This window comes from Myroides sp. (assembly GCF_032073645.1).
In the GTDB taxonomy this organism is placed as follows: Bacteria; Bacteroidota; Bacteroidia; order Flavobacteriales; family Flavobacteriaceae; genus Flavobacterium; species Flavobacterium odoratimimum.
Genome location: NZ_DAMANB010000027.1, coordinates 14,004 through 31,205, shown reverse-complemented (window position 1 = coordinate 31,205; position 17,202 = coordinate 14,004). Strand labels below are relative to the sequence as shown.

Annotated in this window: 19 protein-coding genes; 12 read left to right on the top strand and 7 right to left on the bottom strand. The window is 35.4% G+C overall.

Going from position 1 to position 17,202, the window contains the following annotated elements; translation table 11 throughout:
* Window positions 1–5 precede the first annotated feature (5 nt).
* On the bottom strand, window positions 6–2,744 hold the full coding sequence (locus RT228_RS16100; protein WP_313138790.1) for a P-loop NTPase fold protein: 2,739 nt from the start codon (window positions 2,742–2,744) through the stop codon (window positions 6–8).
* Window positions 2,745–3,412: 668 nt separating this feature from the next.
* Complete coding sequence (locus tag RT228_RS16095) at window positions 3,413–3,850, bottom strand: hypothetical protein (RefSeq protein WP_313138788.1); 438 nt, start codon at window positions 3,848–3,850, stop codon at window positions 3,413–3,415.
* 196 nt (window positions 3,851–4,046) lie between these two features.
* On the opposite strand from RT228_RS16095, the gene RT228_RS16090 reads away from it, so the two are divergent.
* From RT228_RS16090 to RT228_RS16080, 3 genes are all read left to right on the top strand, one after another.
* Window positions 4,047–4,433, top strand: a complete 387-nt coding sequence (locus tag RT228_RS16090; protein WP_313138786.1) for a hypothetical protein — start codon at window positions 4,047–4,049, stop codon at window positions 4,431–4,433.
* Between the two features lie 948 nt (window positions 4,434–5,381).
* Window positions 5,382–5,873, top strand: a complete 492-nt coding sequence (locus RT228_RS16085; protein ID WP_313138785.1) for a hypothetical protein — start codon at window positions 5,382–5,384, stop codon at window positions 5,871–5,873.
* A gap of 41 nt (window positions 5,874–5,914) precedes the next feature.
* Entirely contained in the window at window positions 5,915–6,544 is a 630-nt protein-coding gene (locus tag RT228_RS16080) for a hypothetical protein (RefSeq protein WP_313138783.1), read from the top strand.
* A gap of 810 nt (window positions 6,545–7,354) precedes the next feature.
* Here the strand turns inward: RT228_RS16080 and RT228_RS16075 are convergent.
* On the bottom strand, window positions 7,355–8,623 hold the full coding sequence (locus RT228_RS16075; RefSeq protein ID WP_313138782.1) for a DUF1399 domain-containing protein: 1,269 nt from the start codon (window positions 8,621–8,623) through the stop codon (window positions 7,355–7,357).
* A gap of 194 nt (window positions 8,624–8,817) precedes the next feature.
* Between RT228_RS16075 and RT228_RS16070 the strand changes: the two genes are divergently transcribed.
* Window positions 8,818–9,690, top strand: coding sequence for a DMT family transporter (locus RT228_RS16070; protein WP_313138781.1), 873 nt, complete (start codon window positions 8,818–8,820; stop codon window positions 9,688–9,690).
* A 67-nt stretch (window positions 9,691–9,757) separates the two neighbouring features.
* Window positions 9,758–10,084, top strand: a complete 327-nt coding sequence (locus RT228_RS16065; RefSeq protein WP_313138780.1) for a hypothetical protein — start codon at window positions 9,758–9,760, stop codon at window positions 10,082–10,084.
* Between the two features lie 159 nt (window positions 10,085–10,243).
* On the opposite strand, the gene RT228_RS16060 is transcribed toward RT228_RS16065, so the two are convergent.
* The gene (locus RT228_RS16060; RefSeq protein WP_253114876.1) at window positions 10,244–10,744 is read right to left on the bottom strand and encodes a DUF456 domain-containing protein; all 501 of its coding nucleotides are present in this window, start codon (window positions 10,742–10,744) and stop codon (window positions 10,244–10,246) included.
* 47 nt (window positions 10,745–10,791) lie between these two features.
* Here RT228_RS16060 and RT228_RS16055 point away from each other — a divergent pair, with 47 nt between their 5' ends.
* Window positions 10,792–11,271, top strand: coding sequence for a hypothetical protein (locus RT228_RS16055; RefSeq protein ID WP_006257567.1), 480 nt, complete (start codon window positions 10,792–10,794; stop codon window positions 11,269–11,271).
* Between the two features lie 28 nt (window positions 11,272–11,299).
* On the opposite strand, the gene RT228_RS16050 is transcribed toward RT228_RS16055, so the two are convergent.
* Entirely contained in the window at window positions 11,300–12,238 is a 939-nt protein-coding gene (locus RT228_RS16050; protein ID WP_313138779.1) for a hypothetical protein, read from the bottom strand.
* 170 nt (window positions 12,239–12,408) lie between these two features.
* Between RT228_RS16050 and ruvC the strand changes: the two genes are divergently transcribed.
* The 6 genes from ruvC to RT228_RS16020 are packed head-to-tail and all read left to right on the top strand — an operon-like array spanning window position 12,409 to window position 16,181.
* Window positions 12,409–12,966 carry a crossover junction endodeoxyribonuclease RuvC gene (gene ruvC, locus RT228_RS16045; protein WP_313138778.1) on the top strand — a complete coding sequence of 186 codons (558 nt, stop codon included), beginning with the start codon at window positions 12,409–12,411 and terminating at the stop codon, window positions 12,964–12,966.
* Window positions 12,966–14,099 carry a radical SAM family heme chaperone HemW gene (gene hemW, locus RT228_RS16040; protein WP_313138777.1) on the top strand — a complete coding sequence of 378 codons (1,134 nt, stop codon included), beginning with the start codon at window positions 12,966–12,968 and terminating at the stop codon, window positions 14,097–14,099. The genes ruvC and hemW overlap by 1 nt, the downstream gene beginning before the upstream one ends.
* A 4-nt stretch (window positions 14,100–14,103) precedes the next feature.
* Window positions 14,104–14,874 carry a cyclase family protein gene (locus RT228_RS16035; protein WP_313138776.1) on the top strand — a complete coding sequence of 257 codons (771 nt, stop codon included), beginning with the start codon at window positions 14,104–14,106 and terminating at the stop codon, window positions 14,872–14,874.
* 3 nt (window positions 14,875–14,877) lie between these two features.
* Complete coding sequence (locus RT228_RS16030; RefSeq protein ID WP_006266206.1) at window positions 14,878–15,249, top strand: MmcQ/YjbR family DNA-binding protein; 372 nt, start codon at window positions 14,878–14,880, stop codon at window positions 15,247–15,249.
* A 2-nt stretch (window positions 15,250–15,251) separates the two neighbouring features.
* Window positions 15,252–15,614 (top strand): MmcQ/YjbR family DNA-binding protein, encoded by a 363-nt coding sequence (locus RT228_RS16025; protein ID WP_006266205.1) that lies wholly within the window; start codon window positions 15,252–15,254, stop codon window positions 15,612–15,614.
* A 36-nt stretch (window positions 15,615–15,650) separates the two neighbouring features.
* Window positions 15,651–16,181 (top strand): GNAT family N-acetyltransferase, encoded by a 531-nt coding sequence (locus tag RT228_RS16020; RefSeq protein ID WP_313138775.1) that lies wholly within the window; start codon window positions 15,651–15,653, stop codon window positions 16,179–16,181.
* A gap of 154 nt (window positions 16,182–16,335) precedes the next feature.
* Here the strand turns inward: RT228_RS16020 and RT228_RS16015 are convergent, their stop codons facing one another.
* Together RT228_RS16015 and RT228_RS16010 are read right to left on the bottom strand one after the other, a co-directional pair.
* Entirely contained in the window at window positions 16,336–16,812 is a 477-nt protein-coding gene (locus RT228_RS16015; protein WP_006266203.1) for a hypothetical protein, read from the bottom strand.
* 70 nt (window positions 16,813–16,882) lie between these two features.
* A complete protein-coding gene (locus RT228_RS16010) occupies window positions 16,883–17,197 on the bottom strand; it encodes an energy transducer TonB (protein WP_006266202.1) in 315 nt (104 codons plus the stop codon).
* Window positions 17,198–17,202 lie beyond the last annotated feature (5 nt).

The following is a 17,202-nucleotide window of genomic DNA, read 5'->3' as shown; positions in this document are numbered from 1 at the left end:
CCTTATTAAGCATTGTTTCTATCCTCCTTAAATCTATCAACACAATACTTAATCAACTCTTTCTCTTCAGAAATGCTAAGTACACCTACTAACATGCTAAGCTCGTTTACTATACTAAACTCTTCAAAAAACTTCTCTACAGTAGGAACACGATAACTAACTCTCTCATACCTTCTAATAAAATTATCTCTCTGTATATGAGGCTTAATTAATTGATATACCTTTTCAAAATCCACTCCACTGTCATCATAATTTACGTTAAGATATCCCTTACCTCCATCAGGCAATACTTCCTTTAAAGCAGCTAGAACAGCATATTTATCAACTTCATGTAAAAAGGATTCATTATCCAATCCTAAAAACTTACTAATCAATTCGAGTAATTCTTCATCTACATAAGCTAATAATAATGGACAAGATAAGAACCATTTAGATAAAGCTAATTTCTCTTCATATTCATTCGGATTATTCTTTCCCCAGCCAATAATCTTCTTAATATTAAATTCAAATAAATCAGTACTAGCAGAGACATTATTAATATTCAAGCTTACTGAATCTAGTCCATTCTCTCTAACATCTTCAATAATTACTGCATTAAAGAACGCTACTATTTGCAATTCAAAAATTTCTCCTAAACTATTACCTTCATGTCTTATCCCTTTTAATGAATTATAAAAACGCGTAAATATTTTACCTAAAATATATGAAGGGACTCCTTCAAGCTGTTTCTTCTCAAACCAATCTTTCATGCATTTATAAAACAAATCTAATTCATTATCCCATTCAAATTCTAATTCACTATACCCTATATAATCTTCTAAATCATGAGTATTATTATATTCAGCATCAAATAAGTCATTATTCATATTAGATTCATCAACACTATAGTATCTAACTTGACTCAACTCAATCATTGTAGTAATAAAATTTGTTTCGTTTAATACCCCTATTTCATAACGTTTCATTAGTTCTCCAATAGTAGAAAATAGCGAAACTATAGAGTAGAAAACTTTAGAAGGTTGCTTATAAGAGAATTGCCCGATAAAACAAGGGATATATCCTAATGTCTGTTTAAGAATACTTTGATCACTTAATACATAATCTATTCTATATTCAGATTCTTCCTTTCCTTTTTTTCTTCTCTTCGCCAATCCGTATAACGGAATAACTCCTAAATCATTAACATCTTTTTTATTGATAAATTCCCCATAGAGGCTACATTGCAACTGATTAGAACTATCTCTAAATACACTATCAGAAAGCAACTTTGAATTCTTAATGATGTTATTCAATATTACATACTCCTTCTCTCCCTGTACAAAGTTTCTCAAATAAGCAATCTTATAAAAGTACTCAAAGATTAGATATCTATTCCCTCTATCAATATGATCAGAAAACAACAAACTACTACTAAACAACACAGCATTAAAACTATTATCTAATGTAGTCGGTATTAACTGATACGAATCCTTCAGTTTACCTTCTCTTACTAGTACATCTAAAATAGTTGGAATAAAATAAACAGAGGAATCCTGTAGAATATTTACATCTACATGTTTTTCATATAAATCTGATAAAAATACCCCCACTAAATTAGCATTATCACTTCTATCCGCATTACCATGTTCAAAAGGTGCTAAAAAATGAACAACTGTACGCAAGGGTTGACTCAATAAGAACTCTATAAATGTAGCTCGCTGTAAAGGACTGTTAATTCCAAACTGTTTAAATACCATCTCTAAAAAAGTTTTTAGAGACAACAACTCATCTTCACCAACTTGCTTTATAAATATTTCAGACTCCGTTTTATAATAATCATACAACGTCTTAAGATGGATACGATACTTTGGTTGCATAATTTTAACCAAATACTGAGAAGTCAAATCTGTAACTAAATCAGTATATTTCTGCATATTCACCCTAGATTCTTCTTCTGTTCTATAACTTGTTGAGCATTCATAAGTAATTAATTTGTCACTAAAATTACTCCACTTCTTATCGCGAATCAATGTATTATAAAGCTTTAAATCACCACTAAGTATAGTAATCAGCTGATCAGTAACAAAATATTTACGAATAGTCTCTAATACTGCATATCCTTTCGTTGAATCTACATCAATATCATCGAAGAACAGCACAAAATGTTCTTTCTCCGATATTTTTAAAGACAGTTTAATAAAATCAGAGAAATTCTTTGCCAACTTACGTGCTGCCCCAATTGATGATAACTCCTTATTCATCACATGCTCTGCATCTGACCAATCCCCCATACTAGAACTTCCTATACCATCTATAGAAGGAAGACCTTTAGCTAACTTACCTAGAGATTCTTTCCAATCTTTTCTTTCCTGCTTAAGGTCTTTATCTAAGGTGCAATCATTCTTGTCAAACACCTCTTTGACTTCATCACAGATACTAGATATAACATTTAAAAACACATGTCCTTTCTCCTCTACTAAAGTAGGATCAACTATATTCAAAGGCAACAAAGCCTTATTCTTTTTAAGCTCTTTTTGTATTGATAATAAAAAGGATGTTTTACCACTACCCCTAGTTCCTAATATCGTTATTGTATTATGCTTATAGGTCAATCCTTCATCATCATTCTCTTTATACTCTTCTTGAATCTTAGAAATAAATTTCATTACATTCTCCCAAGCTTTACTATGGATTACATTTTCTTTCTCAAAGCTTTTTGCATTAGAACTATTACTTAAGTCAATAGTTATTGTTTTGTTTTCCATATTTAATATAGTTTATTTCGAATATTTAAAAATAAGAACAAAATATCTACATGTTTTACGGTATTCCGTAAAACCCCTCTTTTATTTAGGGAAGGTACATAGCTGAGAGTCAAAAATATATTAATTACTAATATTCAAATAACTATAAAGTAAAGTCTATAACAAACATACTATTCTATAGACTGTGTTCATTATGCAATACAAGTGAGACCTTTCCTATCGTCAAGATGACATACTACATGGATAAAGAAAGATGTCAACGCATTGCGGTAGACACAAAATATTGCAAGGCATATCAATGAGGAATAAACAATATCTGTCTATCACATGTAGGCATACATTATGTGACACGGATGATAATCCGTCTCTACTTTGATATACAAGACGCATCAATAAACAATATCTGTCTATCACATGTGGACATACATTATGTGACACGGATAATAATCCGTCTATACTTTGATATACAAGACGTATCAATAAACAATATCTGTCTATGGCAGGTGGACATACATTATGTGACACGGATGATTATTCGTCTCTACTTTGATATACAAGACGCATCAATAAACAATATCCGTCTATGACAGGTGGACATACATTATATGACACGGATGATAATCCGTCTCTACTTTGATATACAAGACGTACATTATTCCTCATTAAAACTAATTTCCCTTCATCACGTATAGCTTCACGGTGTATTGCATCGGGATTTTCTTACCTTTTAGAGAGGCAGGTTCCCAGGCATTCATGGTTACTTTATCGATTAATTGGATAAGGTGGACTTCCATTTCCTTGTCGAAGTCACTGCGCACTACCTCGATATAAGATGCAGTACCGTCAGGCTCTATCATAAAGTCAAAGATAACTGAGCGGTCATAATCCACAGTATTAGTAGGAAATTTCTCCTTAAAGACTTTGGTCAGATTACGAGATAGCTGCTCGATACTGATGCGAGAGCGCACAGGAGTAGCCTCCTTACTATAGCTCTTGGTAGTCTGATCGCGATTAGGAGGAGTGTTATCCTTCTTCACTTGAGCGGTGATATCAGCAATAGTCAGTAGTGTAAGCACAGTAGACACTAGTAGTATTTTCTTTTTCATAAACAATTTGTTACGTGCGATTTAGCACTGTGTTTTTATTTCTTTTTAGCAATACCTAATTAACTGTGATATCCCCTATTTATTATATCGTAGTTCAACATTCTCAGTATGTACTCTTAAATTAATTAAGACTAACACACACTTCTATCCCTAATATAGCCTATCTTTAGCTTTACATACATAATCAAACACAACTATGAATAAGTTTATCCTACTTATCGCCGCACTATTCTGTACGATATCTTATGGCCAGAAGGTCAGTGACACACCTCTATCGGAGATCACGGCTACTTATCTAGAGGTAACCGTATCTGGAACTCCTCTATCAAGTAAACACTATGCCAACATAGACTATGGACAAAAGGCGAATAATAAGCAACTCAAGAATGACGATGGTACACCTATGATTTTTAATTCAGTTATAGATGTGATGAACTATCTAGACAGTAAAGAATATGAGTTGATTCATATCAATAGTAACGTTGTTGATGGATTTACGAGAACCAACTACTTTTTTAGAAAGAAGAAGTCCACTGCGTGTACATGTACCTCATCTACTCCTATGATACCTGCATTGGGATAGCCTAATCCTTCCTAATTCTCATTTCCCCTATCTCTAGGTGGAGCGATGCGCTATGCCTATTAATGAACCGATATGGAGATAATGACTCTAAAATCCCTTTTTGCCTCAGTATGCCTGACTGAAACTAAAACAACACACTGATAATCAAATCACAGCAAGACTTCATTTTTATCTCGTTCGGAAACTATTCGGAGAGTAGCAGTGATTACTTGGATTAGAAGGTGTTTTACCGAACTATAGTAAATCTCTATCCGAACCATCTCCTTACTTCATCAATAGTTGATCTGAACCATCTACACCTCATCACACAAAAAAATAGCGATATAGGCTCTCTTCTACATCGCTATAGCCGTCTCTTAGTACCTACTGATCGCCTCTAGCACCTCTTGTTCATCTAGATTCGTATACTCACAGAACTCCGTGTAGCTGACATAAGCTTCCTTAGGTTTGCGGTAGACTGTCTTGATCTTTCGCAGCAGTCTTAGGGACGTCGAATAACTCTTACCCGTGATAAGCATAACATCTTTTGGGTAAATACAAAATCTCGTTGGTTTTCTTCTCATAACATTTTACTTTTTTGATGGGTTTATAATTAGGGCACAAGATAGCATAAGCGGTCAAAAAGAGCAGATAAGTCCAGCTCTAGTCCATTTATTGAACCACGTAACGAAACAAGAACAATGTTTCGAATACAAATGCACTTCTCTCGCTTTTGACAATATTTGAATAGTTACATTAATCCGTTTTTGAACGGTATTTATCCTTTTATTTCTTCTAGTAAAACAAGCCTTATAACTGATTAAATAAGGTATTGTAACCATTTATAAACTACCTAAAACCAAAACCCCTTGTAATCGAAACTTTGTTTATAAAGTATATTTTTAAATGGATTCTCTTTTTTAAATTTGATACTATTCTAAAGCTATTTATCAACTTAAAAAAGACAATATGAAAAACATCAATTACATCAAGCATCTCAACTTTTGGTTCGAACTACTAAAGGATAATCCTGCTGTAAAACCACCCCATGTTAGCTTATACATCGCCTTATTCCAACAGTGGAACCTCAACCATTTTACAGAAACATTTATTATCAATCGTCCTGAACTGATGAGCCTGAGCAAAATCGGGAGCAAGACTACGTACAGTAAGTGTCTCCAAGAGATGGTGGACTGGGGATGGATAGTCTATACACCGTCTACGTCTAGCTATAGCAACTCTGTGATGAAGATCATCTATACTCTGGATATCGTAGAGCGACACAAGAAAATAAAGAAGGCTAAGTCTGATACGTCTAGTCCAAAAAATGGTACAGTGCACCAGTCCACTACTTGTCCCGAAAGTGGGACACTAGAGGAGGTCAGCACTTGTCCCGAAAGTGGGACAAGTCGTGGACTAGTAGTGGGACACATATATAAAACAATAAACAATAAACAATAAACAAAAACATATAAATATAAATAATTCAACAATTTCAAAATATGATGAAGCGCTATAAAACTAGTTTAGAAGACACATACGATTTGGTTGAGAGAACGAAGCAGTATGATTTTAATACCTGCTTATCTTATATCCTCGAAAGAGGAAAAAAATTATATGGAGAAGAGTTTATCATTAATCCGTTTCACAAAGATGCACTGTACAAAGTGCTTATCTATGCCATAGAAGATCACGCTACACTAGAGAAATTAGATTTATCGCTAGATAAAGGTTTGCTCATCATGGGGGCTCCTAGTAGTGGAAAGACTGCTGTGATGCAGCTGGTCAAACCTTTTTTCTCGAGAAAGAAACAGTATGATATCAAGACGTGTCGCTCACTCTCGCATGATTTTATGCAGAGAGGATTCGAGACGACTACGCGATACGAAAACATCAATGCAAAACCATTCTGTCTAGATAACCTAGGCAAAGAACAAGTAGCAAAACACTACGGGTACGCTTGTGAAGTAGTTACGAATATCATCGAGAGTCACTATGAGCAACGCTTTGATCAGACGTACCCTCGCATACATATCACTACCTCACTCTCTCCTACTGAGATAGAGGATAGATATGGACAGCACTTTCGCAAGATGCTACAACAGCTATTCAATGTTATCGTGATAAAGTGATGGGAATTGGGGAACGGATATCGGGGAACGGGGAACCGATAAACAGGGAACACCCCATGGGTAGGTAAAAACAATACATTATGTCTAAATGTGTTGATACCATCTTTCTTTATCCATACAGATTGTCATCATGACGATAGTCCAATTCATTTGTGGAGTTAGGGAGATAGTAGGCTTAAGTTGCATTTATTAAGAAACAAAAAAGCTAAAAGGATATACCCTTTTGGCTTTTCAAATGTTCAAATAATTAATCTTATCACTTACACTTACTATATGAACATTAGATAACAAACTTACGATAATCAAACGAGTCTAAACTAATAGTACCTCTATCTTTCAGACAATGAAAGATTCTTTTTCACAGCAATAATAATTTTCAAAATGCTAATATATACATATATTCAAATATATTTTAACATTTTAAACAAAAAATAATTATTTATTTAACATTATAAAATAATTAATTCAGTATGAGGTGTTTATGTTTATAATCTGTGATACGTTGTGTGGCTAAACGTTGTCGGCTGTATGTAATACAGCCCTACGATGGTGTCGAATAGACGTGGTATGCTGTGTGGCTATATATTGTCGGCTGTATGTAATACAGCCCTACGATGAGGTTGAATGGATGTGGGATGTCGTTGAATAGATTATCTCTAATCACCTCCGCCTCCGCAACCTCCACAGCTACTACCACATGAGCTACCGCATGAACTACCAGAGTCGCTACTACAGGTGTTATGAGAGCTACTACTAGAGCTACTAGAGTCTGTACCCCAACTATTGCTAGAATCAAATACATTATTATGCTTACTTCGATAATATAACTGTGGTAGTTAGAGCTGCTCCTAGAGCTGCCATACCTCCCTCTACATAAGACCACTGCCAGTTGTTTCCTTTTGCTTTCTTAGGGATAATTCTTAACTGATAATAGGCTAAAACACCTTTTTCGATTAAACTAGATGATACTGCACTTATGGTAGAGATGGTAGTTACCACCATCACTATAGTCAGTATAGAAATAAGAAACACAGGCTTATCTCTACTAATACCAATAACTATACGCATAAATGCTAAAAAAGACATTCCACCTAATGTAACAAGTAGTTGAATAATCAACTGATTAATCTTATTTGAGTTACGGATATAACTAAACAGTGCATCTATAACAATCTTGTTATTCATAAAGACGGGTTTAGTCTTCAGCATATTCACAAGATCCTCATAATCTCTTATATCAGTCTCTTCAATACCTTTTAGTACAGTGGCCTGTTCACGGTTTTTCACAATACGACTCTGTATCAATCTAATCCTACCTTTAGGATCTAGCTTTAAATTCTTCTGTTCTATCAATTCGTGAAATGTTCCTATCACACCTTCACTAACTCCTCTATTCTTTAGATACATCACTTCATACGGATGTAGATTAAAGATAAATGACTCGTAACTACTATCTGTAATAATCTCTTGAATCCTAGTCTTACAATGGCGAACCATAAATATATATAACCCAATAAAGATGATTATACAGAATGGTAAGAATACTTCACTACTAATCTCTCGATAAATAGCACGCAAGGGATAAAATAAAATAATAGAGAGTGCTATAACAAGTACTACTGATATCCCTAATAGTCCATTATCACTTAGCTTAGATTTCTTTAATCGAAGGCTGTCATACATCGTGCGATACTCCCATATCTCTTTAGGTTGTTCTTCGAATGCTTTAGTATAGAGGGTGGTGGTCTGTTCTTTTGCTTCTCTGAATTTGTCTATCTCTGTACGGTTATGTGTAGAAGGGATATGCTGTATATCCTTTCCTAACAGCTTACAGAAGCGATTATAGCTCTGTGTGAAGATAAGGTGCTGATGCCATACGATATCGACAATATCTGATGGTGAGACCATCTGATTACAAGTGGCAGCGAGATACATAAACTTCTTGTATTCTAATATAGCTGATTCTGTAAAATGCTTAGTCCATAAGTTCTCTTTCGCTAAGCGCAATACGAACCCATACTCATCTGTCCATTTATCTAGTTGGAACGCTTCTATCTTTGCCCAAAGTTCTTTATTCATTCTCTTCTCGAGTTTAAGTAATATAGAGTTGGGGGCTTCTATATGTGTTATCAGAACTAAATGTAAGAAGAAAAAGTTAAACCCCTTTCTCTAATCACAACAATCTAACTCATATTCTAATGACCTTTGTTAAAAAACAGAGAAACTAGCAAAAGAAAAGTGTTACTTTGCAACTAGTAAAAAACAGACCCATTATGGCTAATAAACCACGTATAGCATTGTTTATCGGAATAATATGTATCTCTATATTCCCTGTGATTGTGAAGTTAAACTTGACTCCGAGTCTGGTATCTGCCTTCTATCGTATGGCTATAGCAGCAGTATTCGTAGTGCCTTATGCTATCTTTACGAAACAGATCAAGCTATATGATGCTAAAACAATGATCTTGATCGTGCTATGTGGAATCTTCTTCGGGTCTGATATCGCTGTATGGAACTATGCGATACAAGGGTCTTCTGCGACACAGGCTACATTACTGACTAACCTCGCTCCTGTATGGGTGGGTGTAGGTAGTTATTTATTCTTAAGTACTAAGCCTACGTCTAACTTCTGGATAGGTACAGTATTTGCTATTCTAGGGATGGTAGTCCTTATCGGAGTAGAGGTATTTATGGATTTCTCTTTTGACCTGCCTTTTGCCTTCGGGATATTGTCAGGGATATTGTATGCCTGTTATATCTTGATGAGTAAAAAGGTGCTTTCTACAGTAGGAGTTATCCCATTTATGACATATAGCTTAGTGGTCTCTTCAGTGTTCTTAGCGATAGTGAATCTAATAGCAGGTTCGCCTTTTACGGGATGGTCTATAGAGGGATGGGTGACGCTAGTGATACAAGGTATTATCTGTCAATTGTTAGCTTGGTTATTAATCAGCTACTCTACTCAGCATATGCGAGCTACTCGTGTATCGCTGAGTTTGCTAAGCCAGGCGTTGCTAGCGGCTATACTTGCTTGGGTATTCTTAGATGAGCAAATCACTGTACAGATGATATTAGGAGGTGCTATTATCTTATTAGGTATCGGAATTACTTTTATAGAAAAACCGTTGTTAGGAAGTAAAAAATAAAAGATAGTCTAGATTCAGAACGCTTATTTTTGTATATTTCAACTAGTTAACTATTAAAAAAAATATTATGAAAGTTGATTTATACACTAAAGCTATACTTACAGTAATAGCTGCATGCCTAGTTGTGATAGTATTTAAAGATATTTCTATCATCACTCCTGCACAAGCGAATACTCCTACTAACTTCACTCCTAGTGCTAATACAAGCTATGGATTAGTACCTCTAAATGCAGATGGTAGTATGAATGTACGTGTCAATAACTTCGACGAATACGCAAATGATGTAAATGTCCGTTTTAATGATGAGCTAAAAGTACGCATCACTAATTCTGAAATCAAGACTCAGGTATCAAGTGCATGGAGAGAAACATTCAAAGTAAAAATAGAACAGTAGTACTAAGTTCAAATACTTAGTAGTAGACGCAATGTGTTGCTATATACGCTTAGCGTGTCACCTTGACGGTAGGAAAGATCTCATACAAGAATTCTTATAGTATGGGATGCTTCCTTCGTCAGTATAACATTGCTTTTGGAAAAATAATTGATGATTATCTTAGAACCACACTGAGGCGTTATTCCAAATAATCTTTATCCCTAAACCTATAAAGATGATAGAGACTACTACTTTCATAAAAGTAGAAACTAAAAAACCAATCAGTGAGCCTGTAGCTGCTCTTAATGCTCTACCTTTTTCTTTGCTATTATAAATCAACTCTCCTACTAAAGCTCCGATAAAAGGGCCTATAATAAACCCTAATGGAATAGGTGCAAATATGCCGACTACGAGTCCGATATTGGTTCCCCATACGCCGTACTTACTCCCTCCAAATTTCTTGGTGCCTTGTGCGGGAATGATATAATCTAAAATGGAAATCGCTATCATCACCACAAAGCTAACCCACAGAATAGGATGATCCATCTCTACTCCCTTAGTCAAATATAGACATAGAATGCCTACCCAACTCAAAGGTAATCCTGGGAGCGCAGGTAGAATACTTCCGATAAGTCCTCCTGCTAATAATAAGATGCTAATCAATAATAGTACATATTCCATCTGTATTTTTTGTATTTTTGAGAATTAAAGATACAATAATCCAAGCTATGAAAAAATTACTCTTTTCAATTTTCTTATCGATAGTATTACTAGGTTGTCAGAATAAAGCGAATTATCAGCTAGACGAAGAGGCTTTATTAAAGGAGGAATTAGAGAAGATAGACTGGAGTAAGGTAGATACTTATCCGTCCGTAGAATCATGTGATTCTCTGACAGATAATCAAGCTAAAAAGGATTGTTTCTTTTCATATGTTACCCAAAATCTACAGTTAAGATTAAATGCGGATACTATTCAAGGTAACTTCGATCAACTGGATACTCTCAAAATACTGGTGACTGTACAAGCGAATTCTAAAATAGACTTTCAGCTATACGAGATCCCTGATAGCCTAAAAGGATTGACTAAAACAATAGATGATATCTTACACAAACAAAGTCAAGATTTCACTACAGTACATCCTGCTCTAAAAAGAGGTGTTCCTGTGAAGAGTCAATTCGTGGTACCTGTTGTCTTAAGTAAACAGTAATATTTTACTATATCTCTGCTGTTGTTATCTATTTTTTTACTTTAAATGTCAATACAAAGTAACTTCCGATACTGATCGGCAACACGATATTCAGTAGCCATATCAAGGTAGCAACTAAAGCGACAACCCACTGATTGACATCTAAAGCAGTGAAGATAAACATGGCAATACTCCCTTTAACGGCAAACTCTAGAAACTGAAAGTTAGGCAGAGAAGATGCCATCAGATAAATAGCGGATACTGCACATAAGAGCTCAAAATAAGGTATATCTACACCAAATAGATAATACAAAATCACATACTGATGGGTAAACGATGCATAGCGAAGTAGGGCTAAGAACAGATTCTTACGGTGTTTCTTCTTTGGTATCTCATTTAATAAATTGAGAATAGTCTGTATAGAATAGCCTTTTATAGCGAAGTTTCTGATAGAGAATAACAACGTAAATACAACTGCTATCACAGCGTATACAATGTACAGATACGTATTGGGGATAATCTCATGGAACTGATTCAGAATAGTCAATCCGATCAATCCAAAAACAATAGCGTAGATCACCTGCACCCCGTTACACACCATATTCAAGAATATAACACGAGGGGCATCTTTCTTCTCAAAATAAAGTGCCTTACCAGCGTACTCTCCTATTCCATTTGGGGTAAATATTCCAAGTGTCAAAGCACTCAATACTTGCTTAGCAGCTTGTCCTACTGAAACTGGTTTAATTAATGAAGAAAGGTTTTGCCACTTCAGAATCTCTACAAAACGGTTAGAGAATGTCAAGAACATCAACGCAGCAATAGCGAGGTAATTCTTAGGCTCACTCACCACTTCTCCTAAAATATGGAAGTCCAATGTCTCATCATTTGACAGCTGATTATAGATGTAATAAAAAGCAGCGCTTACTACTAATATTTTAATTAGAAGTACGAGATATTGCTTAGTTTTGTCAGATAGTATCTTCATTGCTACAAAGTAAACGATATTTTTAGTGTGATAGTGTATCTAGTGCAAAAAAGTGACTACAGCTCCTATACAAAAGCTATGTTGCTAAGGTTTATAGCAAAACTGAACAGTTTTTTGGAGTAGTGTGGATTTCGTATCATCTTTGCATAGATATTAAAAACAAGAATAGATTGACAGTAGATAGAATCATATTAGGTATAGACCCAGGAACAACGATCATGGGATTCGGCGTGATCAAGGTGGTGAATAAAAAGATGGAATTCCTTCAGCTGAATGAATTGCTATTAGCTAAGTACGAGGATAGATATACTCGTCTAAGATTGATATTTGATAGAACTATTGAATTAATTGAAACCTTTCATCCTGATGAGATTGCTATCGAAGCTCCGTTCTTAGGTAAGAACCCTCAGTCTATGCTAAAGCTAGGACGTGCTCAAGGAGTAGCAATGGCTGCAGCACTGTCTCGCGATATCCCTGTGACGGAGTATGAACCTAAAAAAATAAAGATGGCGATCACAGGTAGTGGTAATGCTAGTAAGGAACAGGTAGCAAAGATGCTACAACAACTATTACCTGGGCTTAAAGAACTACCTAAGAATCTAGATAGTACGGATGGACTAGCAGCGGCTGTCTGTCACTTCTTTAATAGTGGGCGAACATTGGCTACTAAAAGTTATAGTGGCTGGGATGCATTCGTAAAACAAAACCAAAATAGAGTAAAGAAATAATGGCAGGTATCTATATACATATTCCGTTCTGTAAACAAGCGTGTCACTACTGTGACTTTCACTTCTCTACTTCATTAAAGAAGAAAGAGCAAATGCTAGCAGGTCTAAAACATGAGATAGCACTGCGCCAAAATGAACTAGATGGGGAAATCATTGAGACAATATATTTCGGTGGTGGTACGCCTAGTATTTTGGAGGTAGATGAGATTAATGACCTAATACAGACAATCTATAATTTATTTGAGGTTAATGAGAATCCTGAAATCACATTAGAGGCGAATCCTGATGATCTAGATAAAGCTACCTTATACAAATTAGCGGCATCTAAAGTGAACCGATTAAGTATTGGTATTCAGTCATTCTATGAAGATGATCTGAAGATGATGAATAGAGCTCATAACTCTACAGAGGCTATCGAATGTCTAGAGATAGCTACAAGTCTCTTTGACAATATCTCAATAGACCTAATATACGGTATTCCGAATATGAGCAATGAACGATGGCTATCTAATGTACAGCGTATATTAGACCTTGGTATTCCTCATATATCGTGCTATGCGCTAACTGTAGAGGAGCGTACAGCCTTAAATAAGCTAATCAAAAAAGGGGTTATCCCTAGTCCTGAAGAAGAAGTGGCTCATCAACATTTTATGCTGTTAATAGAGACTCTAAAATCGAATGGGTATATCCACTATGAACTGTCTAACTTCGCTAAACCGGGGTATTATTCTAAGAATAACTCAGCGTATTGGTTAGGTAAAAAATACTTGGGTATTGGTCCTTCAGCACATAGCTTTGACGGAGTACACAGAAGTTGGAATATAGCGAATAACAGCCTTTATATCAAAGATATTTCAGAAGATAAACTACCTAGAGAAATAGAAGAGCTCAACCTGACGGATCGATATAATGAGTATATCATGACAGGACTGAGAACAATATGGGGAGTAGACCTAACTCGTGTAGAAAGAGAGTTCGGTAAGACTTATCACGATTATCTAGTCAAACTTAGCACTCCTTTCTTAGAAGAGGAACTCATGCATAAAGAAAGTGATATCCTTACAATCACAAATAAGGGAAAATTCTTAAGTGATGGTATTGCATCTGATTTATTTTATTTAGATTTGAAATAAAACAATGAAAGCAACGATAACCTATTCAGATACAGACTATCAAATCGACTTCTCTAAGCCGATAGATATCTCTATCCCGCTTATCAATACTGACGATAACCCTATCGCATGGTATCTAGATAAGCCTGAGATATCTCCTGTAGTCGTAGAAGACTGGGTAGGAAAAGTAAGCGAAGGAAAGTCTTCGACTAACTTTAATAATATCGCCTTCAACCCTCATGGGCATGGGACTCATACAGAGTGTCTAGGACATATCACGTATGACTTCTACAATGTCAATGAGAGCTTAAAAGAATATTTCTTCTTTGCTCAACTTGTGACTATCTCTCCAGAAGTACAACAAGATGGAGACTGTGTAATCACATTAGCACAGGTAAAAAAGGCATGGACTGCTAATCATCAAAAAGCGATTATCATACGTACTACGCCTAATGAGCTAAACAAAAAACATAGAAAATACTCTCATACCAATCCTCCTTACTTATGTGCTGAGGCTGCTACCTTCTTAAGAGAACAAGGTATAGATCATCTACTTATAGATCTGCCAAGTGTAGACAGAGAAGAAGATGGCGGGCAACTACTCGCTCATAAGGCGTTCTGGAATGTAACAGATACTCGCCATCTGAACGATGATGCAAGACTAGAAGCTACCATTTCAGAAATGATATATGTGGATGATGAGGTAAAGGATGGGTTCTATTTTCTGAATATACAACTAGCTTCTTTTGTCAATGATGCTAGTCCTAGTAAACCTGTATTATATAAAATCATATAAACTATGGAACTAGATGAATTATACGACTATTGTTCTTCTAGACCTTACGCTACAAGTGGTTTTCCATTTGACGAAAACTTAATGACATTCCAAGTTGGTGGAAAGATATTTGCTATGATTGCCATGCACTTTTGGGAACAGGGTGATCGTAATATTATCCTCAAATGTGAACCTCAACTTGCAACTGAATTAAGGGAGGAATATGAAGATATTACTTATGGATATACCATGAACAAGAAACACTGGAATACGGTATATCTCAGAGGTAGATTTACACCTGATCAAATCAAAGAATGGATAGACCACTCTTATGATTTAGTCTACGATACTCTATCTCGCAAAGAACTTATACAACTCGGTAAAACACCACTATAACTATGGATGTACATATACTCTATGACTACTGCCTAAACAAAAAAGGGACAGTAGAGGACTTCCCTTTTGATGAAGAAACCCTGACATTCAAGGTGGGAGGTAAAATATACTTACTCCTAAACCTAACGAAATGGGAACAAGGGAACTGTTTTATCAATCTGAAGTGTGATCCTGAACGTGCAGAAGAATTACGTGCTGATTATAGTGAAATCACACCTGGGTACCACATGAGCAAAAAACACTGGAACAGTGTACACTTAGGAGGTTCTGTACAGTGGCCTCTATTAAAAGAATTAATAGATCATTCGTATGATTTAGTATTCAACAGCTTAACTAAAAAGGTACGTGAAGAGATTAACCTATAGTATTACTCTTCTACAAACAATAAAATAAATAAAACAATGAAGGTATTTATAGAAACAGATAGACTACTGATTCGTCAATACAAAGAAAGTGATCTAGCTGACTTTATAGCTATGAATCAGAATGATCAAGTAATGGAATTCTTCTTAGACAAGAAAACAGCTGAGGAATCTACACAGGCATATAACAATATGAAGAGTAAAATAGATACTCAAGGATATGCATTCTTCGCTGTAGAGGAAAAGAGCAGTGGAAGCTTTATTGGGTTTGTCGGGTTATTAGATATTACCTTTGATGTGGACTTCGCTCCAGGAGTAGAGATAGGATGGCGTATGCTACCACAGTTCTGGGGTAAAGGTTATGCTACAGAGGCTGCTAAAGCGTGTCTAGCCTTTGGTAAAGAAACTTTAGGGTTAGATAAGATCTATTCATTCACTACGACACAGAATAAGCGTTCGTATAATGTAATGGAGAAAATAGGAATGTCTTATGTAAAGAACTTTAATCACCCAGTAGTTCCTAAAGACCATCCTCTAGTAGAGCATGTCTTATATGAGATCAACTTATAGAAATCTCAGCAAGGTAATCTTCTATTAAATGACTCTGTAGTAAGTCCATAAATTCGTATAAAAATAAAGGACTTACTACAGAGATATTATTACACCAATAAAAAATCAATAGGTTTACATTCTTCAGAGATATAGTTCTATACCAACAGATCGTTTACTCTTTATTTTTCTCTAATAACTTATTTAAATCTGCAGGAGTCATAATAAAGTCACTCTGCTTAATAACGAAAGGGATTGTTACTTGAGATTTGACATGCTTTCCTTCTTTTACCTCAGGATTCCAAGTTCCTACACTCATCGCAATCGTCTTCATTCTTTCCTTGACATTGCTATTATCTACACCAAGAACGATGACTTCATTCACCTCTCCTGTATCAGTCAATAACAAACTAAGAACAAACTTAAATTCTGCTCCATTAAATACAATCTTACCACTCTCCTTAAAGAATGCCCTTAAGAAGTCTTCTTTAAAATCTCCTTGATACGTAGCTATCGTATCTTGAGGTGTTGTAACAACTTCTGTTGTGTGTTTATTCTTTGACTTTTTATTTTTTCTCTGAGCTACACTATACTGAGTACCTAATACAAACAAGGTAAAAACAAACACTAGTCTTAAGATTCTATGTATCATTCTGTTTTCTTTTTTAGCAAGTTCAAGATAAACAAAAAAAGAGAGCGATATGCCCTCTTCTTTGATTTCGTTATACTTCTAATATGGATACATTATTGGTAAATGTAAAGTTCATTTTACTACGAATCGGTTTGCCATCATACATAGCTGGGAACCATTTGGTCATCTTTCCTACTATATTCATAAACTCCTCTGACACGTTCTGTTGATGTCTATCATTATCAACTCCTTTAACTTGAGGACTTGTCATTGTGCCATCCTTCTCGATAGTCACCGTAATTGTGTATTTCAGTCTATCCCCAACAAAATTAGCTTCTCCATTGGGCCCTCTTTTCTTATTATACTCTTTCCAAAAAGCGTCTATACCACCTGGATAAGTCGCCATCTGAT